We start from the raw sequence: 20442 nt of genomic DNA on the forward strand, positions 1-20442 counted from the left end.
CGATCCGTCGTTGGACGCTACCCGGGTGCCCTGCGGGCCTCCTGGGCCCCGTCCCTGGCCGAGGCGTCGTAGCCGAGCAGGGTGCGCAGGACGTCGTTGACGGCGCGGTCGCGCGGCAGCATCCCCATGTAGCGGTTGCGCCGAACGAGCGGCACGAAGGGCTCCCGGGTGTCCAGTACCCGGCGTGCCCAGAACCCGTCGCTCTCGGCAGGCGCGTCTACCTCGGCGGCGGTGTGCCGCAGCACCGTGTCGAATGCGGCCCGGGCCTCGGCGAGGTCCACCAGCGTGTACCGGCCGACGCCTTCGAGGTCACCCACGGCGTTGGCCAGCAGCACCTCCGGGGCGAACGGGTCGAGGGTGTAGTCCGGCAGCTGATGGATCAGCCCGGCCCCTCTGGGCTGGGCCGTGGCCGGCGGCTCCGGCATGAACGGGACTTGTGGCTGCGCTGGCGCGTCGGGAGACGCGGGCGTGCCCGTGCGCGGTTCCGCCAGCTCCCACTGGCGCAGCCAGGCACGCCCTTGGTCGTACGCGCGGCGCAGTTCGGGTCGGCGGGACAGCAGCCGGTCGCGCAGCTCGTCTGGGGGTGCCCAGCCGAGGAACGTGCCCGGCCCGGTGTCCGCGATGCTGGCCGTGAGGACCACCGCTCGGGGCCGGCCAATCCGGGCAGCCCCGGCGCAGAACACCAGCAGCCTGGTGTCCCACCAGGCGGTGCCGTCCGCCAGGTCCACCACGGCCACCTCGGTGTGCGCGCCCTCCCTGAGGACCTCCACGATCGCCCGCGTGCCAGTATCCGTGAGCGCCTGTCCCGGATGGAGGCGGCGCACCTGCGGTAGGACCCGGGTGTCCAGCCCTGCAGGACCGGGATGATCCTCGTCTTCAGGCCCATGGAGCGAAGCTCGACGACCGAGTCGACGGTGCGCCGCAGATGCTCGTCGAGCGTCAGGCCGGTCTTCGCGAGCATCCACGGCTCGCACACCCAGTCCATCGGACTGGCCCAGTCCAGAGCGCCGATCTCGTCGTGGTACCGGGCGACTGCGGCCGCGTACTGCTTCGCGGTGGTCCGCCACTCGCCGTACAGGTCGATCTCGGAGAAGGCGCCGCTGTCCAGGGCCCAGGGGCCGATCGCCCGTGGCAGCGTCTTGCGGCCGATCAGGCGCCGGTTGGAGACGAACAAGGGGTGGGAGATGCGTGCCAGCCACGCCGGCTGGTGAACTCCCTGGAGGAACCGCACGCCGGTCTGCGCCGGGGCGACGTTGGTGGTGGACACGGAGTCCCCTTCGGTCTCGGGGTTACTCGGGCCAGGGCGCAAGCAGCGTCGGATCGCCGTCGGCTTCGCGCTGGTCGTCGATGGTCTCCGCGGCCCGTACACGGGCGACGTGCCAGGTGTCGGACGCGTGGCCGCTGGGCCGTGTGCAGCGCTGGCCGGGTCCGGCGGAGCACTTGAGGCATGGGAGCGATCCGGGGCAGGTGTAGCGGTCGTCGGGGTTGCCGCACGTCGGGCAGGGCAGTCCCGGCACCGGCTGCCCGGCCCGGTCGATCAGGACGCCCGAGGCGAGCAGCTGCCGGAACTCGCTGCGCAGTACGGGTGCTTGCAGCGGCTGAACGACAGGGGCGGGCCGGGACTCGGTGGCTTCAGCTGTCACCGGGGCCTCCGGGAACGCGGAAGGTGCTGGCGAGCACCAGGTCGGCCAGGAGTGCAGGCGGGTCGGCGAAGGTCAGCAGGACCTCGCCGGTGCCCGACTCCATCACGGCCACGGCCGGGTAGCGGGCGGAAGCCCGCTCCAGCGCCCCGCGCAGCGATCCGCTGTCCAAGAGCATGATCCGGCCGGGGCCGTTGGCCAGGCGTGCGAGCGCCACGCTGCCGGGGGCCGACCGGCAGTGGGCCGCGTAGTCGAGGCACGTGTAGAGCAGCACCGCGGTGGGGGCGAGCCGGCCGGCGCCGCGGTTGACCGAGATCTCGTGCGTGCGGTCACCGCGGTGCTGGACCTGCGGTCCCGCGGTGCTCACCAGGTTCAGGTCCCGGAACGGGTTGGTCAGGACGTCCTCGATGCCGGCGCGGGGCTGGTCGACGGAACGGACCTGAGGGGCGTACATCGTCGCGATGCAGGCGATGTCGCGCGCGATCGTGTCGTCGCTCGGCGGTTGCCATCCGCTCTCGCGGGCTGCGCGGTGGATGTGGGAGCGCAGCTCGGCGCGGGTGAAGCGGGAGATCCCGGCCCGGGCGAACAGGTAGTACCAGCTCGGCACCGCGCAGTCGGCGGGGCTGAGGAGCCACCAGTGCAGAAGCCACAGGCTGCGCGGGTCCTCGAGGTACGGGTCGGCTCCGGTGTCCTCGTCGAGCAGCCAGTTCGCCCTGGCGGTCGGCTCCACGGCCCGACCGCCTGCGGCGCTCGGGGCTGTCAGGCCGAAGGCGTTGGCCCAGAAGCGCATGCTGGGCACCATGCTGGAGCTGACGCCGAGGATGACGGACGCCTCGGGGCTGTCGAAGACGAGCGGGTCGTCGTGCAGCGCGGTGTGGACTTTGAGCAGCCAGCCGTAGCGCGGCGGGTAGGAGTGGTGCCGGCCGAAGCTGCGCGAGCAGCTGGCCAGCGGGAGCGGATCGTCGGTCATGGACAGGTCTTTCTGCGCGGTTCGGTGCCCGGCCCCTGCGGACTCCGGGGCCGGGCTGAGGGCTGGCGGGCGGTCAGGCGGTCGGTCCGGTGCGGGCGAAGCCGCTCGGGCCTGACGGCCACACGGCGGTGATGTGCTGGGTCCGGAGCAGTTCGGCCAGGTCGGCGTCGGGCTCGTTCGGAAGGAGCAGCACGCGGCGCGGTCTCGGGGTGAAGAAGCGCGCCTGGTCGTGGAGCCTGCCCAGTGCCTCCCAGACGGCGGGGCGGGCACAGCTGGCCAGCGTGACCACCACCTCGTTGCGGGTGAGGTCGAAGAGCTCGACCTGCAGCTCGGTGATGTTGGTGCCGGTCGTGATCCGGTACCCGGTGGCCTGCGCTCCCGCCTTCCAACGGATGAAGGACTCGTAGCGCAGCAGCAGCTTGGCCGCCGCGAACTGGGCGGGGCTCGGCTTGGCCCCGAAGGGGTTGGTGCGCACCCCCGGTTGCGTCTCGCGGACCTGCCGCTTGGCGGGGGTGCGAACGGCATGGGGTAGTCCTGTCGGCGGGCCGTCGAGCGGGAGCAACCGGAAGACGAAGACCCGTCGCACCTCCAACGGTCGGCGAATGTCGGCCGGTGCCTCGGCAACGACGAAGGGCCGCTGCGGGTCGAGGTGGTACTCACCGATGTACCTGACGGTCCTGTCGTCCGATTCGAGGAACAGGCGCAGCGTGCGGCCCTCCTCGACGTGCCGGAAGACGGACCAGTTGTAGCGGGTCAGTGTCTGGTCGCCGCCGTCGAGGCCGCCCGACCCGCCGAAGAGAACGTGTTCCCCGGTCCAGCCGTCGAACCGGCTGGCCAGGTCTGAGGGGGTGATGAACAAGAGCACGTGGCTGCTCTTCGCCGTGCTGATGCGCCCTTGGGGCTTGCCGCCGAATCGGGCGTGCACCTCGGAGCGGTCGAGGTGCTGGCCGGGGACGAGGTCCCAGGACATGGGGTTCCTCCTGGTCAGGGGCCGTTGGGGCCGGGGATGCGGGTCTCGGGGAAGGCGAGTGGCTTGCATGTGGCGTCCGGGTCCACGTCGGCCCGGTCTGCGGCGAACCACCTGCGGGTCGCCAGCTCGGCGGCCGCCGGGTCGGGAGCGGTGACCTCGGAGGAGGCGAGTCCGGCGGCATACAGCTCGCAGAACAGCGCCTCGCGGTGCTCCGTCTCGGATGCTGCCGGGGTGGGGTAGATCGCCAGGACCGCGCACCAGTCCCCGTGGTCGGCGACGGCGACGGTCCACTCGTCCGGCCCGGCCCGGCCTCGGCGTAACCGGCTGCGGCGGCGGCGCTCAGCACGGCCGTGAAACCGTCGGTCTCCCTGTCGCTGTACTCGGACCACCCCCAGTAGCCGTGGCCGAACGGGAACTTGCCGTGCTGATCGGCCGTGACGTTTTCGATCAGCCGGGCTGCCTCGCCGGGGGTGAGGACGTCGAGGGCATCGCCGGTCAGGCGAAGGACGTAGGGGCGGCATCGCCGAGCGAGCGGAGATCAGCGGCGATGCGCTCGACGACGTCGCGGCTGAACCGGGGACGTACGGCGCCCTGGCTGTCGCATCCCGCCGCGATCTCCGCCGGGTACGACTGCGCGAGGGGAAGGCGGGCGACCGTGGTGCGGAACTGCTCGTTCATGGTGCTTCTCCGGCAGGTCGGTTCAGCGGCTGTGCGTCAGCGTCGGAGCTCGACCCCGACGACCAGGTGGTCCGAGGGCAGGGCGTCGAGATAGGCGTTGACGTGGCCGTGGTACCGCGTGCTGCCGGTCTCGGACACGTCGTCGTCGTTCAGCCAGGCCGGGTCCGTGCTCCAGTCGCCGTTGCGGTCGAGCAGGCTGTTGCCCGGCACCGCGCGGCGGCGGGCGCGCTCGGTGAACTGCTCGCGGTTCAAGGCCACCATCGCCGGTCCGTCGTAGCGGCACCGGTAACGCTGATCGCCCAGGATCTCGGCAAGGGCCATGAGCTGGGGCTGCGCGGTGAAGGCCAGCATCGCGCGGGTGCGGTCGCTGTGCTGCTCCGCGAGGACGGAGAGAGGCTGGGCCGGAGGCAGGTCGGCCGTCGCCCGGGTCCAGGTGTCGTAGAGGTCTGCCGCCTGCGCCGCCCGCTGCTCACGCAGTCCGGCGAGGTCAAGGAATCCGATCGGAGCGCCCACGCACTGGCCGTCGCTCGGCAGGAAGATCCGGGGATCGTCTGCCGGCGCGTCCTGGTGGAGGGGAAGGGAGCGCCTCTCGGTCGCCTCCCAGTAGACGTACTCACGCCGGACGGTCCTCAGGGCCCGGTCGAGCTCGGCGAAGACGAAGGTCTGCCAGGCTTGGCGGCCCTCGGGCGGGTCCTGGTCCAGCATCCGGCGCAGCGCCGGGCTCAGATCGTTCTCCCTGGCCGTGGGAAGGCATACGAGGGTGTGACGACGACTCATGGGAGCACTTCCTTCGTTCGAAGTGGCTGCCGGGCCTCCCAGGCACGTCCGTCCGTAGGAGGGGGTGAGCAGCGATGTGCGGTGACGGTGGCCCCGGCCGGGGGAGGGGAAGGGCCCGGCCGGGGAGACGATAGAAACAATACCTGAACTCATAGAGTTAGGCAATCCCCGGAGTGTGGTTCGACGTCACCTCGTCCACCAGGTAGACCGGGCCGCGCAGCTTTCGGACGGGCAGGCCCTTCGGGCCGTTGACGTGTCCCCGGATGATCCGCTCGGCGTGGGTGCAGCCGCCCGTGGCGTGGGCCCGGGTGTTCAGGCAGCGGTCCGGGCTGCGGTAGGGCGGCACCTCCCAGCGGTGGGTGATGCGCGGCGGCTGGCGGCCGTCGCTGCCCTCGCGGTCCTTCGTCGTGGCCTCGGGCGCGGGCCGCAGCGCCGAGGCGAGGCGCACGACGCGGATGTCGCCGTCGGTGGTGATGCGTGCGCGTCGGTCCCGCTTGCGGCCCGCGCGATCGCGGGGCACCACCTCGGTCTCCGTCCATGCGTGCTTGCCGGTCTGCCACATCAACTGCCAGACCGTGTAGACGGTCTGGGCCCACGCCCCGGTCGTGCCGAGGGGTGAGCCGGCGGGCGGGAACCTGCGGCCCAGGAGCAGCACGGTCTCGTTGTCCCACGTCAGTTCCGGCCGTCCCGACTCGCGCAGCGCCGACAGCATCTCGGCGGACGTCATCCGGTCGCCGAGCGGCGTCGAGACGGTCGTGTCCGGCGGTAGGAGGCTGTAGGCGGCCCCGCGCGCGGTGTAGAAGGTGATCCAGATCCCTTGTGCGCCAGGGGCGGCGAACTCGCGGCCGTGCGCCGTGTTGGCCACCCACTCCACGCCCTGGGTCTGATCGGGCGTCCACAGCGACCAGGAGACGGCGACGATCGGGGTGTGGACGGCGGCCGCGCCGTTCCCGGGGCCGCCCGGGGCGACCGGATAGGACCCGATCGGAGCACCGAAGACCATCAAGCCGCTCGGCGAGGGCAGGCGGTCGGCGCTGACCGGTTCCGTGGGCGGGGTCTCGGCGGTCGCCACCGCCGCCGCCGTGGTCTCCTCGTCGACCAGGTACAGGCGGGCGTCGGCCAGACGCTGTGACTCCTGGCCGCACAGGACCAGGGCGGAGGCGTAGGCGCGGTCGCGCGCTCCGGGGACGTGGGGGTACAGCGAGGTGTGCCCGATCCTGAGCGAGCCGGCCATCGACAGCAGGCCGATGTTGGTCCGATTGAACTCCTCCATCCGCTGACGCAGTTCGGCCAGCTCTCGGGGTTCGGGGGCGGTCCAGCGCCACCGTGTGGCGGCCGGGTCGTTCTGAGTGAGCACGATGCCTCGCACATGTCCGTGGGTGCCGTGGGTTCGGCGGGCTGTCGTCCCCGCCGTGATGCAAAGCTACTTCAACTCATGGAGTTATGCAACTGGCAGAAGTCGCATTCCCTCTGGCGCGCGGGTTCGTATTGGCGCACCCCGGGCAGCGCCACAGCAGTCCGGCGCGGATCGCGACATCGACCAGCGTGTCCGCCTCGCCGTCCCGCGCGGCGGCGAACAGCGCAGCCGCGTCGGCCGACAGCTCCTGCGGCGGGCGCGTCGCGGGGCTGCCGTCGTCGGGCTCCAGGGCCAGCGGCGTGGGGGTGGACTGGATCGCCAGGCCAGCGAGCGCGACGTCGCCGATCCGGAGCGTCTCCGGGATGCGCGGATCCAGGGTGTGCAACTCGTCCTCGGACTTCTCCCGCAGTCGGTCGCGGGCCGAGGCGTCGTCGGGTGCGTCGACGTAGGCGACCGCGAGCAGTTCGACGATGTAGGCGCGGCCGCCGGGGAAAGCAGGGACATGGGCAACTCCGCAGGTCAGGGGATGGAATTGGGGTGAGGTCAGCGGCCGGCTGGGAGCGCTGCGGATGTGGCGGGCGGTCCTCCCGCCCGCCACGCCGACCCGCTATGCAGCGGCCTGGTTCGGCTTCGCGAACCGCACGCACGCCGGGAAGTCCGGCTTGATGTCCGGGCCCCTGCGCCGCTGCGCCTTCACGGCGCACTTGAGTCGCTGCGTGCCGCTCTCCAGCGTGCGGGTGGTCAGGTGGGCGCACCCACCGCATCGGGCGGCGGGTTCGGTGGTGAACGGCTCCAGGAGCGGCTGGAGCGTGGCCGGGCGGATGCCCTTGTCGAGCTCGATCCGTATCGCCCCGCGGCCGACGGTGGCGGGCGGGATCGTCGAGGCGGGCGTAGTGATGGACATGGAGGTGGTTCCTTCCGTCGGTTGGGTGCTCAGGCCTGGCCCTTCCAGGCCGCGGGCAGGCAGCTCTCGAAGGTGGCGTCGTCGTGGGCGGCGAGCTGGTGGTCCGCGAAGTCGACCAGGCAGGCGAACAGCTTCGCCATGGAGGCGGCGAAGCACGGCGGGGTGCCCGCAGCCCCGCCTTCGTCGATGAAGACCCCGAGGGCGCGGGCGACCTTCTTCTGAGGTGCCTCGGCAAGTTCTGTCAGCGGCCGCTCGCCCTCGGGCCAGTCCGGCAGCGCCCGGCCGCCGGTGCTGTACAGGTAGCCCCTGGCCAGGATCAGGCTGAAGTCGGACTGCATGAAGTCCGCTAGGTGCACCATCTCGGCGAGGAACGCCGTGAGGACAGCCGGGATCTCCGGCGGGGCAATGGGGCCGCCGTGAAAGTCGGACAGTGCGCGGGCGGCGTGGGCGATTCTCGCCTTCGCCGCATCAGAGTTGGACATGCGGGGAACTCCCGTCGGGCGGACCTCCCGCCGCGCCATAACAATAACTCAACTCATAGAGTCGCGCAACTTCGAGGACTGTCGTGCGACCCGATTGGAGGCCCGGATCGCGCGAAGGCGGTTGATCATGACGGGATGGCGCGCGAGGGCTGCCTCGGTGTCGAGCAGGCGATTCAGCAGCTGGTAGTAGCGCGCCGGGGAGATGTCCAACTCGGCTCGGATATCCGCCTCCTTGGCCCCTGGGCGAGTCGGCGGGGACTGCACCCAGTGCCGGTGCTCGAAGTCCAGAATGGCCGCGTCCCGCTCGGACAGGGCGAGGCTGGCAGACGGGGATGCGGTGTTCTCGGGGGTTTGGTTCATGCCGATCTCCAGTCGTAGAGGTGTCGGGTCGCCAGCGGCCCTGCGGTGGCGGGCCGGCCGCCGGTCAGGGGTGCGGGGAGTGCTGCGCTGCCTGGCTGTTGTCATCCGGACCGCATCGGGGCCGACCTCGTCCATGGCCGCGGTGAGCGACAGCTCCAGCAACAGGTCCGCCACCCACCAAGGGGTCTGACAGAGGGCACGGCTGTGGCGGGCTTCCGCTGACAGGGCCTGATAGGCGTTGCCGAGCTGGTAGCCGTCGACCCGGTGGCCGTCGTCGGCCGACTGGGCCGCGGCCCAGAACTGCGTGATCGCCTCCCAGCCGTCACGGCTGACCGGCTCCTGCCAGAGGCCGACCACCTGCGGGTCCGCGAGGTCGGCGAGCGCCGGATGGGAGGCGGCCACCGCGTCGAGGGCGCGACGGACGCCATCGGGGCCGTCCTCGACCCCGGGGGAGAGCAGGCCGTGGCCGACGGCGTGCTGCACCAGCGCCGCGGCGTGGATCCAGGAGACCGCGGGGCGTTCGCCGATGTCCCTGCGGACGTGCTCGACCAGGCGCTCGAAGGCGCGGGCCGGCGGAAGGACCGAGGTCAAGGGGAAACAACTCCTTGGCATGGTTGGCCAGTTCGGTGGGCTGTGTTACGGGCCGGTGGGGCGCCGCCCAGTTGCGGCGCCCCACCGGTGCGTCGGGGTCAGCTCGCCGGGCCCTTGCCGAGTTCGGCGACCTGGCGCCCCAGCGCGGTGCGGTACGGCCGGCGGGTGGGCCGGGTCGTGCCGGTGTCGCCGTCGGTCTCGTGGAACGACTTGGTCTTGTCGTCCCAGAAGTGGACGAGGTGCAGAGCGCCCAGGGCGCGCGAGGTCTGTCACATCGCGCTCGGCGCCAGCCGGTCGTCCGCCTGGGCGGTGATCAGTGCGCTCAGCTGCGGGTGGCTCAGGATCGCTCGCCGGCCGGCGAGCGTGATGACCAGCTGGGTCGTGCCTGCGGGCTGCTCCGCCCACCCGGCTTCGAGGATGCGGCTTCGCATCTTGTTGCTGAGTCCCTCGGTGGGCAGGAGTCCGGCCTCGGATTGGGAGGCGCAGACGAGGGTGTTGCGGATGATCGGCGTGACGGAGTAGGTGGACGACATGTCGCTCCTTGTCGGGACGGTCGGGCTGCCACCGAGCGGTGGCAGCCCGGGGGCTACATCAGGCCGAGGGTGCGCACGGCTGTGCGCAGCCACTCGAGATCGGAAGGGGTGAGCCTCGGCTGGGCGCCTTGGCGGATGGGGCGCACGCGTAGCACCGGCACGTCCAGGTCGATGCCGAGGAACTCGCCGGGCCGGTCCGGATCGGCCTTGAGCCGGTAGTGCTCCGCCGCGATCATCCAGGCGTCGAACTGGTCGGCCGGTCGGCCGGCCCGCAGCTCCTGGTCCTCGCCGGCGGCGACCTGCGGGCAGTCGCACGCCGGGTCCTGGCACGGGCGGCCGACCGGATGGCCGGACCATTCGGTGCGGCGGTAGGTCGTTGCCGAGTCGTTGAGCATCGGGCACTGACCCTTGGCCAGGGCCAGGCACTCCGGATGCAGGCCTGGCTCGGGGGCGTACCCGACGCGAACGTCCATCGGACGCACGACGAGGCAGACGCGCTCCTCCAACGCCTGTCCGCAGATCTGGCACAGGCCTCCCAGCAGGGCCTGGTGACGCCGGATCGGGTGAACGCTGCCGAAGAGCGCATGGCCGCCGTGGTCGTAGGAGATCCACGGGACCACGAGGCCCCCCTGGCGGGGGCGTGCGGCGCAGCGCAGCGGGACACCGGGCGAGCGCGGCGGAGCCGTGGCGCTCCTGGTGACAACGGGGACGTCCGGTCGGGCCGGGGTGGGATCTGTAGGCATGGGAGTCCTTCGACGGCCACTTGTCAGCGCCGGGTGCGGTGGGGCCGACGTGCGGTCGGCCCCGGGACGTTGTGGGTTGGTGCCGCTCGGCGGTCAGGCGATGCGCTCGATGTCGGCAAAGATCACGGTCTCGGCGGCGTTCGGGTCGAATCCCCGTCGGCCGGTGTGGAGGGTGAAGCGGTAGGTGCCGGGCGCCACGTCCACCACGTTGACCTTCCAGCCGAGCAGGCTGAGATCACCGCCACGGGTCTTCCAGTCCTCGAAGTCTGCGATCGAGAACGCCCACAGATCAGTACAAATCTCGGCCAGGCAGGTGGCCCCGGGCAGCGAGGGTTCGTCGTTGTCGTCGAGCTCGGGGCTGGCGATGACGTACCGGTCCGGGCCGGTGCGGTAGAGGCCGGGGTCGCTGTTACCAACCCAGCCGAAGGCACAGCCGATCTCGGCCATCGCCTGGACCGCCTGGGCCTGCCCGAGGGCCGAGTTGTAGCTCACGAACTTGCCGTGGTCCCAGTCGTAGACCGGGCGCAGACTGTCCGCCACGGCCAGCTTTCCGGACGGCACGTCGATGGTGATCTCGGTGGTCTGGATGCCGTCCGGGTACGGGCACGGTCCCTTGATCAGAACGGCGGCGTCGGTGACCTCGACCTCGGGCAGCGCGCCGCACATGGCGCAGTCGAAGAGGTGGGGCGCGAGGACTCTGGGCATCGGCACCCAGCCAGGGGTGTCACGGTCGTCCAGGTCGACCACTGCCGTCGTCTCGCGCGAGATCACGTGCCCGTTGGTCTGGAGGGGCAGTTCGATGGTGCTCATGGGCTGGAGGCTCCTAGCCTTCGTCAGGTCACAGCCGCGCGAAAACCCCGCGAAGCTGTGCGGACGGACGAGGCGCTGCTGCGGACTCGACGGGAGCCGCGCGCCGGTTCTTCTGCCCTTGTCGCGGCGTTCGCCGAGGGCGCTCGTACTGCGGAAGCGATATCCATAATGCCAAAACTAATAGAGGTATGCAATGTCTGGCGTTGGGAGAGGGCTTTGCTCGCCGACGGCTTGAGCCCAGGCGGCCCCTTTCCGGGTCTGGTGCGCGGAGTGGCAAGGAATCGCCAGGCCGAAGAGTCGCGCGAAGTATCCGGCCTCGCGCCACAGGGCGCCGGCAATGCCCCGTCTGCGCAGGTCGGCGGTGGTGTGGACGTACTGGATCGCGCCGCTGGCCGACTCCCAGACGATCAGCCCGGCCGGCCGGGTGCCGTACACGTCATCTGGCACGGACGCCTCGATCCGGTGATGCCCGTGCTCGTCGGCGAGGAAGCCGTCGAACCGCAGGCCCGCCGGCAGCTCCCGCCCTGAGACCGGCGGTGTGCGGTGGGCCGGAGTCTCTGCAGCCGGATCGGCCTCGCTGGTCATCCCAGTACCTCGAGCGCGCCGTCAGCGGCGCTGCGCACGGAATGCCCGTGATGTTCCAGCAGCGCCCGGCACAAGTCGCGAACGCCGCCCTCGACCCACGGCCCGAGCGGGGCCTGGACGTTCGATGACCACCAGGACACGGACACCTGTGCGCCCTTGGCCTCGACCGTCACCCATTCGGGCTGCGCGTCGGCCCAGTCGGCCATCCGCACGTGACGGCCCAGCAGGTCCTGTACCGCGATCGCGTGCTGCCGGACCGCCTCCCGCAGCCGCCGGGCAGCGACCCACAGCCGGTGGGCCTCCCCGGCGTCGACCGGCCGAAAGACCGCCTGCTCCAGCGCGGTGGCCACAGTGACCGCACCGCCGACCGTGCTACTCACGCGAGCATGACCGGCGGCAACGGCCAGGCGAAGAACCTGGACGCGCCGCACGGCCTCCTCGCCGCCCGTCTGCGCCACAGTCGAAACCATCGCGTAGTGATCGTGGTCAACCAGCGCCAGAGCGTGGCGGACGTCCACCAGTCGCTGTGCAATCTCCTCGGCGCCCGGCCCGACGCCGGTCGCATAGTCCTCGATCGAGCGCACCACCGCGCCCGCGGATCCGGCGTCCGAGCCGGGGCCGGCCTGCGCCGTCCGCTCGATCCAGTCGATCGTCTCGCGCACGTACGGGGCGGAGTATCGGGCCTCGCGCAACAGCTGGATCAGCAGTTCGGCATGGCCAATGGCAACAGGCATGAAGTCCTCCTGCGGAGTGAAGGATGCTGCGCCCGACCGGGGCTTGGATCCGGGCTGCGCATGATGAACGCACGCCACCATGCGCAGACTCGTAAGGGTAAGCAACTTCTAGCGGATGAGGTCGGGGACGCCGACGAGTTGCCCCGCGCGGATCTCCTGTACCGAGGTCCAGCGGGCGCACAGGGCCAGAACCTCGGCCGAGCCGTCGGGCAGAGGCGCGCGGACGGCCTGGTGGGCGAAGGTCCGCGCGAGGTACATCGTCGTCGGGCGCTCCTTGGCCACGAGTGGTGAGGAGGGGCGCGTCGCCCGGTCCTTGCGGAACCGGGCGTTGGGCATGAGCAGGAACGGGCAGCCGGCGGCGGCGTGCGTCGCGGCGAAGACCGCGCACTCGACGCACATCGGCGGGTCCATCGCCACATGCTCCTCGATCGTCTGCGGGCCGCCGATGACCGCCCGGGCGAACGGCAGCGGCCGACCGCACAGCCCGCACAGGTGCCCGATGATCGCCTCTGCCCTGCGGGGACCGTCGAGCTCTGTGAAGTCCGGGATGCCGTCGGGGCCGATCGAGGTCACGAAGCTGATCGGGAAGCCCCGGGCGTCCCTGGGTCGGGCGGCGATCTGCGGCGGCAGTTCGGCGGCGAAGCGGCGCGCGATGGCGGAGGTCGGCTCGTTGCTCACTTCTGCTCCCGCTGCGCGGCGTTGAGAAAAGTCGTCCATGCGTCGTGCTCCGGGCCGCTGAGCACCGGGGCCGGCACCAGGGGGGTGCGACCGAAGCATCCGCCGCACTCGGCCAGTCCGCTCCCGCCTGCAGCCTCGATCCGCTCGTCGAGCCGCGCGCCGCACACCGCCAGGACGTTCGGCTCCCATGCCCGGACGGTCAGGTGCACCACCGCCGTCCCGTCGCCGGTACCCCGGGTGACGGTCACCGCGGCGCAGGCGGCCTGCTCGGCGTGGAAGCGCATCGCCGTGCCGAGGACGTGATCCGGGTCGTCGCAGTGCCATTGGAGGAAGGTCAGCAACGCTCCGCAGGCGTCGCGGACCCGCGCCTCCTCGCGGGACGGCCTCGGGTAGGGGGCGAAGTTCTCGCGGTCTGCGGTCACCAGGAGCAGGAGCCGCCCCGCCCCGTGGCCGCCGGTCGACTCGTCCAGGAGGTGGGCGAGCGAGGTGAACCCGTCGCGGGACGCGACGAACGCATTGACGGAGGTCAGCGGACCAGCGGTCAGCAGATGCGCGTCCCAGAGGGCGCGGGCGACGGCGTCGGCCACCTTGGGTTCCTGGCGCGGGAGCGGGTCGGGGAGGGCGGCCAGCAGCCTGCGGGCGGCGGACCGGTGCTCGGCGGGGGTGTCCATCGTCGTTTCTCCTGTTCACAAGGGGAGTCGGTGAGCTGAGGAAGGCCGGGCCCAGACGGGCCCCGGCCGTCCGCGCACCTACATCTGGGGAGCGAGGTCGGCCAGCCACGTCCTGGCCGGGATCCGCACCGGTGCCTCGGGGAAGGCCAGGTAGAGGTCCAGGACTCCGAAGAGCCGCGCGGACTCGGCGCCGTAGGGGAAGAGCGTGTAGTCGCGCTTGAAGTCCGGCCCGAGCCCGGTGATCCGGCGCTCGGCCAGCCGATAGATCATGGCCAGGGCGAGTCCGGGCTCCGCGCCCTCGGCTGACAGCACGGGGCAGACGCGAAGCGCGTAGGCGGCGCACTGCTCGTGGGCCGGGGGCTCCATGTAGGCGTTGTCAGTAGGGCTGCCGATGAACACCAGCTGGCTGGTCGGCTCGATTGCCGTGGAGCAGACCCCGCAGCGGCGCTGGGCCATCAGCTCCCGTTGGCGCTCGGGGCACTGGGCGCCGAAGGCGGCGGTTCCCCGTCCGGGCTCGCACGGGCACGCGATATGCGGTCCGAGCTCGGCGTTCTCCCGGACGACCATCTGGCCCTCCGCGCTGGTGTACCAGGGCGTATTGCCGGGCACCGGGCGCCCGGCGCTGTTGCGCGGAATCCGCGCGATCAAGGGTGGCATGGGGACGGATCGCCAAGAGCGGTTCAACGGTGCTCCTCTGTGGTGGACGGGCGGGCAGGTGCCGTCACGACGGCTGGCCGGAAGTTGGTGCGGCGGCGCTGAGCGCGAGGACCACGGCGTCCGCGACGTCCCGGGCGACGTCGGCCTTCGCCTCGGCACACGCGATCGTCAACTCGGTGTCCCCGTAATCCGGCTTCGGTGCCGGGGCGTACCAGCCAGCTGCGTCAACGGCCGCCTTGACGGCGGCAACCAGCTGCGCGGGGGTGGCCTCCCGCAGCAAGCGGGACAGGTCGGGGACGAGCATCGAGGACTCCGGTGTATCGCGGGGCGGGCCCGGCGGGAGGGTTGGTGGCTGAGCCGGACTGTGGCCGCACCGCGACGTGCTGCGCCTAAGGCGTCAGAGCGATCGGGCGGCCCTCGCCGAACGATGAACACCATACATGGACTCATAGAGTTGAGCAACTTACGCAAAGCTCTTGACGTGCCTGCTTTCGCTATGACAACTTGTCAAAACGTCACGGGGTTGGAGTCGCCCGGACCGTCACTTCCCGGCCGCCGCACGGACGGCCCAAGCCCTTTCCCCCCCCATGAAGGAGACCCCACCATGAGCAAGCGCGCGCAGATCAGCACCGTCGACACCCTCGCCGACGACCCGTGGACCGCCGCTGCTCCGGCCCCGCGCCTGAACGAGCGCACCATGGACCGCGTCGCGGGCGTGCTGCTGGGCGCCGCCGTCGGAGACGCGCTCGGCGTCCCCTACGAGTTCGCGACCGTCCTGAGCGACTGCGAGCACCCGGAGATGAAGGGTGGCGGCCTCGGGCCGTTCGCGCCCGGCGAGTACAGCGACGACACCCAGATGGCCGTCTGCATCGCCGAAGTCGCCGCGACCGGCGCGGATCTGCGCAACAGCGAGGCCCTGGACCAGATCGCCGAGAACTTCCTCGGCTGGTACCGGGGCCGCCCGGCGGACATCGGCAACCAGACGGCGGCGGTCCTCCGCGCCGCTTCCCGCGCCACCGGCGCGCCGTCGGACCGGATGCTCTCCATCTCCCGCCGCCACGCCGCCACGCACCAGTACAGCGCCGGGAACGGCTCGTTGATGCGCACCGCTGTCGTCGCCCTCGCCTACCTGGACGACCCGCAGGCCATGGCGGAGGCGGCGACCTTGGTCAGCGAGCTCACCCACGCCGACCCGGACTGCGCGGCAGCGTGCATCCTGTGGTGCAGCGGCGTCCGGACGGCTGTCCTTGACGGAACGTTCGACGGCGTCCGTGCGGGGCTGGACCTGCTTCCGGCGGACCAGCGCGCGATCTGGGCGGCCCGGCTGGACGAGGCCGAGACGCTGCCGCCGCGCCACTTCGGCCGCCAGAACGGCTGGGTCGTGGCCGCGCTCCAGGCCGCGTGGTCCGCGATCACGCGCACCCCCGTCCCCGATGACCGCCCGGGGGACGGCGTGTTCGCCGCACAGCACTTCCAGCTCGCGCTGGAGGCCGCCGTGCGCTCCGGCAACGACACCGATACGGTCGCCGCGATCGCCGGTGCCCTCCTCGGGGCGCGCTGGGGCTGCTCGGGCATCCCCCTTGTGTGGCAGAACAAGGTCCACGGCTGGCCGACCAACACCGCCACCCACCTGATCCGCATGGCCGTCCTGACCGCGCGCTACGGGCAGAACGACCCGGACGGCTGGCCCTCCGCCGAGCGCGTTCCCACCCCGTTCACCTCTGGGCGCGCGTTCTCCGTCGCCCACCCCCTGGACCCGGGCATCATCCTCGGCAACCTCGCCCTGACCGAACACGCCGGACCGGCCCCCGTGGATGCCGTCGTATCGCTGTGCCGGGTCGGATCCGACCCGATCCTCACCCACACCCCCGTCGAGCACGTCCGGGTCTGGCTGGTCGACAAGCCGGGAGCGAACAACAACCTCCACTACGTGCTCGACCAGGCCGCCAACGAGGTGCTGCGACTGCGCGAGTCGGGCAAGCGGGTGCTGGTCCACTGCGTGGCCGGGCGCAGCCGTACCCCCGCCATCGCGTCCATCTACAGCACCCTCGCCTACGGCACGGCCCCGCGCGATGCGCTGCGTCAGGTCCAACGGGTCCTCGGCCACTGGACGCTCACGAGCAACCACCAGATGTTGGCGGCTGTGTTCGAGCTGGCGGGCGAGCGGATGCCGAGGAACGCCTTTCGGCAGCCGCGCCGCCGTGCGAGCTGGCGTTCGTTGCTTCCCGGCCGGTAGCTAGCGGGAACAGTTCAAAGGCCAAGGGGCGTGGCCCCCGAGTCAATCTCGGGGGCCACGCCCCTTGGCCGCTACGCGTGTCAGCTGCTCTTGCGGCGGGTTCGGCCGGCTCGTACCCGGCCGGGCCCCCTGCGTCCGTAGACGTGACGCGTGATGGTCTCCAGGAACCACATCGGCTCGAACACCTCCGGTCGCTTACGGTCGCCCGGCTTGCGGTCCGGCGGCTCCAGGTGCCCGAGGCTCTTGTAGGAGGAGATCGTGGAGCGTGAGAGGGGACGGCCACGAGTGGCGTTGCCCAGGATCTCGCCGTACCCGCCGATGTCGTAGAGGTCCTTCGGGTCCCCCTGCGGCGGCGCGATGACGACCTTGGCCGCGGCCCCGGTCAGCTCCGCCCATACGTGCGCCCGGTTCTCCTTCACCCACGCTTCGACCTTGCCGGCCGGCCACCCGCCCTCGGTGCCGGCGGGAAAGCCATCGACCTTCGTCCACGCGTTCACCGCCGACAGGCTCACCCCGAAGTGGGCGGCCAGGGCCGTCTTGGTGGGCAGCAGAACCTCGTCCTCGCGCTCTCCGGGTTCCTCGTCCGCCGCCTCGACGGACGCGAGCTCCTGCATCTCTGCCGTCTTGGCCGGCCACGACTGCGGCCGGTTCGCCTTGACCCACGCATCGACCTGCTCTGCGTCCCACCGTCCGTCATCACCTGGCGCGGGGAAGTTCAGCAGCCTCACCCAGGCGTCGATCGTGCGCGGCTGGTGGCCGTAGGCGCTGCACATGCCTTCGCGGTTGATACGACCCGCCGACAGGCTGGACTCGCTCATGAGCGCCCCTTCCTCGTGAGCGTCGGGACGGCGCGACGACGACGGCAGCTGGCCCGCTGCTGCAGGTAAGAGGTCATGACCGTGCACCCCCCACCTGGCCAGGCCGGCGGACGAAGCGGTAGGCGGTTGACCGGAACCAGGCCGGCTCCTCCACGGCCGGTTCCAGGCCGTCACCAGGGGTCCGATCCGCCCTCTCCAGCACTCCGTTGTACAGGTAGGTCCTCATCGAGGACACCGTGGTCGCCCGGCCTCGGCGTCGCGCCTTCCCGTCGATCTGGCCGATCTGCCGCAGGGTGAGCAGGTCGGTGTCCTCGCCGGCGGGCAGCTTCAGGTCCAGCAGTGCGCTGTCGTCCACTGCGGCCGGCGCCACGGAGGAGTCCGCAGGCTTCCGGACGCGCGCCCCGATCTTGCCCGGGCGCCGGGTGAAGCGGTAGGCGGTGGACCGGTACCAGGATGGCTCCTCGACGGCCGGCTCCAGGCCGTCGCCCGGCATCCTGTCCGGCTTTGGAAGCACGCCCTGGGACTTCAGCTTGTTGAGCGTGGAGATGGCGGTGGCCTTGCCCCAGCCGCGAGCGTGACCGTCGATCTCGCCGACCTCCTGCAGGGTGAGCAGGTCGCTGTCGTCGCCAGCCGGCAGCTCGAGGTCCAGGAGCTGCTCCTCGCTCTGCGCCGGCGTCGCGGTGGCCTGCTTCTTCGCCGCGCCCTCGCTAGGGTTGCGCCGCACTCGGCGGGGCCGGCTGATGTACGCGTAGGCCGTCTCGCGGAACCACATCGGCTCGGTGACCACCGGGCGCAGCCCGTCCTCGGGCATCCGGTCGGGCTTGGGAAGGGTGCCCTTGGAGATGTAGGTCCGCAGGGTCGCGACCGGCGTCGCTTCACGGCGCAGTGCACGGCCCTCGAGCTCACCGATCCGGCTTAGGGTCAGCAGATCCCGCGGCCCTCCAGCGGGAAGGTCGAGGGGGTTCTTCTGGCCTTCACGAGACCGCAGCCAGGCTCCGAAATGGTGCTCGCGGACAAAGGCGTCGACCTGGTCCTCATCGTAGATCTGCATGCCGCCTTGGCCGGCGGTGCGCAGGACTTCCGGGAAGCCCTCCTCCTGCGACCATTGGTGGGCCGCGGTGCGGTCGACCTTGTAGCGCTCGGCCATTCTGTCGAAGTGGGTGTAGTTCTGTGTGCTGCCTGCGGGAATCATCGTCGCTCCATCTGTGGCCGGCATTCCTTCGTCAGGATCCGGCCCGCTTGCGCTGCGGCGACCGGTGACTGCTGTTCAGTTGCGGCTGGCGAGACTGCCTGGTCCTGTGCGGACCTGCCACCGGTTGTAGGCCGTGCGCCGGGGCCGCAGGGAGCGGCCCAGCGCACGAGACTAGCCTCAATCATAGAGTTTCGCAATCGCATAGGAGTGGTGTCGTGCAGCGGTGCCACCGCCGCCGGGGCATGCCGACAGGGCGGGCCCCGTACTGGGACCCGCCCCGGCTGTGCGGTCTGTGACGTCGCTCAGGTCGGCAAATCGAATTGCGGTGACTGAACCTCTTTCATCCTGAGTTTCCCAGGTCAAGAGGGTGCGGACGGCGGCAACGGTGCGGCTGATGCGGTTGGTCGAGCAACGGACTTTGCGGAAGATCCGCCAGGACTTGAGGCGGGCGAAGGCGCGTTCGCCGGAGGCCCTGAGGCGGGCGTGGTCGCGGTTGTACTGCTGGTAGTGCTCGGGGAGTTCGTGGTGGTTGTAGTAGGGGGTGCGGACGGTGGCGCCGGCGCCTTGGTAGGCCCGGTCCGCCAGGACCAGGATCTCTCTGGTCAGACAGGCCTGGACGATGCCGTGGGCGCGGGCGGCGGTCAGGTCGTGGGTGCGGCCGGGCAGGGCGCGGGAGAACCACAGCGGTGTGCCGTCCGGAGTAGCGATGACCTGCACGTTCATTCCGTGCTTGCGGTGCTTTTGCGAGTAGTACGGCTCGTCCGCGGCGATCCGGTCGGTCGGGATCAGCGTCCCGTCGACGATCACGAAGTCACCCTCGCCCAGACCCACCAGCGCCTCGCGCAGGCCAGGCGCCCACGCAGCCAGGACCTCCAGGGTCTCGTCGACGTAGCGCCAAGCGGTCGCCTGCGACACCCCGAAGCCGGCTCCGAGCTGCGCAAGGGTCTCGTTCTTCCGCAGGTGGGCCAAGGTGAGCAGGGCCTGCCTGAAGCAGCTCAAGCGCCGCCAGCGCGAACGCAGTTCACGCCTTCGGGCGTAGATCAGCCACGAGACGTGCTCAACAAGCTCATGCGGGACATCGAGCATGGCAGGATACGGGACCAAGCGAGGCTCCTCGGGCGATGCGCGGTGCGTAGAGAACACCAACGCAACGACCAGGAGCCTCGCCCGTTACTCCACCCCTCCTGACCAGCCATTTCACCCCGCTGAGACAGGATGAAAGAGGTTCACTGTGTGCGCCGTTTTTTCTCCGCCAGGCGCGCATCCAGGGCGCGCTGCAAGCTCCCGAACGTCTCGGATCCCTGGCGCTTGAGCAGATGTGGAATCCGATTCGCTGGAATTCCTACCTTCTCCGGTCCGAGAACGGCGCGGAGATCCGATTCCGTCTGGTCGTGGTATCCGGCGGCTTCCAGCTCGGCCACTCCCGGGAAGACCTCCGCATGGCGCTCCGTCTCCAGGTCCAAGAGGTGATCCTCCTTGCCGCCAAGGCTGTAGCACCACAGGAAGTTGCCCGGCGGGTCAGGCTCGACCAGACGGCGGAATCGGCTGACGGATTTCGTGTAGCAATAGAACTTGACATCCGGGGCGCCGCGCATAATGTGGAGCCAGGCCTCAAGGTATTCATCGCTATGGAAATCGCCGGAATCGTGCAGACGAATCCAGGAATCGGCGTAGCGCTTATGCGTGAGTTCTTCCGCCATCTGCCGCTCCCACTCCTCCAGCCTGTCGATGACCATGCGGAGGTTGCGTTCGTGAGCTTCCAGGACGTTCCGGAAGCGGTACGTCCCGACTCTCGCGTAACAGAGCTTTCGGCACGCCCCGGCTTCTGGGCAGGCGTTGTAGGAGCGGCCGGCAGGGAAGCGCCCCGCCCATGCCGGCAGGGTCCAGTTGAAGATCCCCTCTTGACGAAGCTGCCGGTTTTGGGTCAGCAGCCGGCGGGGCTTCACCGCCGTGGGGGAGGACCAGGGCGGCGTCGTTCTGGCGATCCGTCCGGTTTGATCACGTGATGCCGAGGGTGGCCAGTGGTCGAGTGGCGTCTCGGCTGTGCTTGCGCAGG

At 70.8% G+C, this 20442-nt stretch carries 25 protein-coding genes and 2 pseudogenes; 1 reads left to right on the forward strand and 26 read right to left on the reverse strand.

Annotated features, from left to right (window positions below; translation table 11 throughout):
• Positions 1-17: 17 nt before the first annotated feature.
• The 22 genes and pseudogenes from ACWEQL_RS00505 to ACWEQL_RS00610 all read right to left on the reverse strand — a co-directional run bounded on the left by ACWEQL_RS00505 (position 18) and on the right by ACWEQL_RS00610 (position 14444).
• Positions 18-770, reverse strand: a complete 753-nt coding sequence (locus tag ACWEQL_RS00505; protein ID WP_452147923.1) for a hypothetical protein — start codon at positions 768-770, stop codon at positions 18-20.
• 107 nt (positions 771-877) lie between these two features.
• Positions 878-1369 (reverse strand): annotated as a pseudogene (locus tag ACWEQL_RS00510) (deazapurine DNA modification protein DpdA family protein); the annotation flags it as partial.
• Positions 1290-1643, reverse strand: coding sequence for a zinc finger domain-containing protein (locus tag ACWEQL_RS00515; protein ID WP_452147897.1), 354 nt, complete (start codon positions 1641-1643; stop codon positions 1290-1292). The pseudogene ACWEQL_RS00510 and the gene ACWEQL_RS00515, both read right to left, overlap by 80 nt.
• Complete coding sequence (locus ACWEQL_RS00520; protein ID WP_452147898.1) at positions 1633-2610, reverse strand: DUF4007 family protein; 978 nt, start codon at positions 2608-2610, stop codon at positions 1633-1635. Before ACWEQL_RS00520 ends, ACWEQL_RS00515 begins: the two co-directional genes overlap by 11 nt.
• Before the next feature lie 73 nt (positions 2611-2683).
• Complete coding sequence (locus ACWEQL_RS00525; protein WP_452147899.1) at positions 2684-3580, reverse strand: hypothetical protein; 897 nt, start codon at positions 3578-3580, stop codon at positions 2684-2686.
• Between the two features lie 14 nt (positions 3581-3594).
• Positions 3595-3969 (reverse strand): hypothetical protein, encoded by a 375-nt coding sequence (locus ACWEQL_RS00530; protein WP_452147900.1) that lies wholly within the window; start codon positions 3967-3969, stop codon positions 3595-3597.
• Positions 3970-4075: 106 nt separating this feature from the next.
• Positions 4076-4258: a hypothetical protein gene (locus ACWEQL_RS00535; RefSeq protein WP_452147901.1), complete on the reverse strand. Its 183-nt coding sequence runs from the start codon at positions 4256-4258 to the stop codon at positions 4076-4078.
• Between the two features lie 36 nt (positions 4259-4294).
• Entirely contained in the window at positions 4295-5035 is a 741-nt protein-coding gene (locus ACWEQL_RS00540; protein WP_452147902.1) for a hypothetical protein, read from the reverse strand.
• A 157-nt stretch (positions 5036-5192) separates the two neighbouring features.
• On the reverse strand, positions 5193-6392 hold the full coding sequence (locus tag ACWEQL_RS00545; protein ID WP_452147903.1) for a hypothetical protein: 1200 nt from the start codon (positions 6390-6392) through the stop codon (positions 5193-5195).
• A 76-nt stretch (positions 6393-6468) separates the two neighbouring features.
• Complete coding sequence (locus tag ACWEQL_RS00550) at positions 6469-6990, reverse strand: hypothetical protein (RefSeq protein ID WP_452147904.1); 522 nt, start codon at positions 6988-6990, stop codon at positions 6469-6471.
• Between the two features lie 9 nt (positions 6991-6999).
• Positions 7000-7296 (reverse strand): hypothetical protein, encoded by a 297-nt coding sequence (locus ACWEQL_RS00555; RefSeq protein WP_452147905.1) that lies wholly within the window; start codon positions 7294-7296, stop codon positions 7000-7002.
• A 29-nt stretch (positions 7297-7325) separates the two neighbouring features.
• Positions 7326-7778 (reverse strand): hypothetical protein, encoded by a 453-nt coding sequence (locus ACWEQL_RS00560; protein ID WP_452147906.1) that lies wholly within the window; start codon positions 7776-7778, stop codon positions 7326-7328.
• Positions 7779-7826: 48 nt separating this feature from the next.
• Positions 7827-8729 carry a DUF3263 domain-containing protein gene (locus ACWEQL_RS00565; protein ID WP_452147907.1) on the reverse strand — a complete coding sequence of 301 codons (903 nt, stop codon included), beginning with the start codon at positions 8727-8729 and terminating at the stop codon, positions 7827-7829.
• Between the two features lie 269 nt (positions 8730-8998).
• Positions 8999-9262 carry a hypothetical protein gene (locus tag ACWEQL_RS00570; protein WP_452147908.1) on the reverse strand — a complete coding sequence of 88 codons (264 nt, stop codon included), beginning with the start codon at positions 9260-9262 and terminating at the stop codon, positions 8999-9001.
• Between the two features lie 53 nt (positions 9263-9315).
• Positions 9316-10005, reverse strand: a complete 690-nt coding sequence (locus ACWEQL_RS00575) for a cell envelope biogenesis protein OmpA (RefSeq protein ID WP_452147909.1) — start codon at positions 10003-10005, stop codon at positions 9316-9318.
• 93 nt (positions 10006-10098) lie between these two features.
• Positions 10099-10815 carry a hypothetical protein gene (locus ACWEQL_RS00580; RefSeq protein ID WP_452147910.1) on the reverse strand — a complete coding sequence of 239 codons (717 nt, stop codon included), beginning with the start codon at positions 10813-10815 and terminating at the stop codon, positions 10099-10101.
• A gap of 177 nt (positions 10816-10992) precedes the next feature.
• Positions 10993-11400: a hypothetical protein gene (locus tag ACWEQL_RS00585; protein ID WP_452147911.1), complete on the reverse strand. Its 408-nt coding sequence runs from the start codon at positions 11398-11400 to the stop codon at positions 10993-10995.
• Positions 11397-12134 (reverse strand): hypothetical protein, encoded by a 738-nt coding sequence (locus ACWEQL_RS00590; RefSeq protein WP_452147912.1) that lies wholly within the window; start codon positions 12132-12134, stop codon positions 11397-11399. Before ACWEQL_RS00590 ends, ACWEQL_RS00585 begins: the two co-directional genes overlap by 4 nt.
• Before the next feature lie 108 nt (positions 12135-12242).
• The gene (locus tag ACWEQL_RS00595) at positions 12243-12812 is read right to left on the reverse strand and encodes a hypothetical protein (protein ID WP_452147913.1); all 570 of its coding nucleotides are present in this window, start codon (positions 12810-12812) and stop codon (positions 12243-12245) included.
• Positions 12809-13483, reverse strand: a complete 675-nt coding sequence (locus ACWEQL_RS00600; protein ID WP_452147914.1) for a hypothetical protein — start codon at positions 13481-13483, stop codon at positions 12809-12811. The genes ACWEQL_RS00595 and ACWEQL_RS00600 overlap by 4 nt, the downstream gene beginning before the upstream one ends.
• A gap of 78 nt (positions 13484-13561) precedes the next feature.
• Positions 13562-14131 carry a hypothetical protein gene (locus ACWEQL_RS00605; protein ID WP_452147915.1) on the reverse strand — a complete coding sequence of 190 codons (570 nt, stop codon included), beginning with the start codon at positions 14129-14131 and terminating at the stop codon, positions 13562-13564.
• 73 nt (positions 14132-14204) lie between these two features.
• Positions 14205-14444 carry a hypothetical protein gene (locus ACWEQL_RS00610; protein ID WP_452147916.1) on the reverse strand — a complete coding sequence of 80 codons (240 nt, stop codon included), beginning with the start codon at positions 14442-14444 and terminating at the stop codon, positions 14205-14207.
• 300 nt (positions 14445-14744) lie between these two features.
• Here ACWEQL_RS00610 and ACWEQL_RS00615 point away from each other — a divergent pair, with 300 nt between their 5' ends.
• Positions 14745-16376, forward strand: coding sequence for an ADP-ribosylglycohydrolase family protein (locus ACWEQL_RS00615; protein ID WP_452147917.1), 1632 nt, complete (start codon positions 14745-14747; stop codon positions 16374-16376).
• Between the two features lie 80 nt (positions 16377-16456).
• On the opposite strand, the gene ACWEQL_RS00620 is transcribed toward ACWEQL_RS00615, so the two are convergent.
• The 4 genes and pseudogenes from ACWEQL_RS00620 to ACWEQL_RS00635 all read right to left on the reverse strand — a co-directional run bounded on the left by ACWEQL_RS00620 (position 16457) and on the right by ACWEQL_RS00635 (position 20371).
• Positions 16457-17194 (reverse strand): hypothetical protein, encoded by a 738-nt coding sequence (locus tag ACWEQL_RS00620; protein WP_452147918.1) that lies wholly within the window; start codon positions 17192-17194, stop codon positions 16457-16459.
• 73 nt (positions 17195-17267) lie between these two features.
• Positions 17268-18386, reverse strand: a complete 1119-nt coding sequence (locus ACWEQL_RS00625; RefSeq protein WP_452147919.1) for a hypothetical protein — start codon at positions 18384-18386, stop codon at positions 17268-17270.
• A gap of 360 nt (positions 18387-18746) precedes the next feature.
• Positions 18747-19472 (reverse strand): annotated as a pseudogene (locus tag ACWEQL_RS00630) (transposase family protein); the annotation flags it as partial.
• A 140-nt stretch (positions 19473-19612) separates the two neighbouring features.
• A complete protein-coding gene (locus tag ACWEQL_RS00635; RefSeq protein WP_452147922.1) occupies positions 19613-20371 on the reverse strand; it encodes a GP88 family protein in 759 nt (252 codons plus the stop codon).
• Between the last annotated feature and the right edge of the window lie 71 nt (positions 20372-20442).

The organism is Kitasatospora sp. NPDC004240, assembly GCF_053603215.1.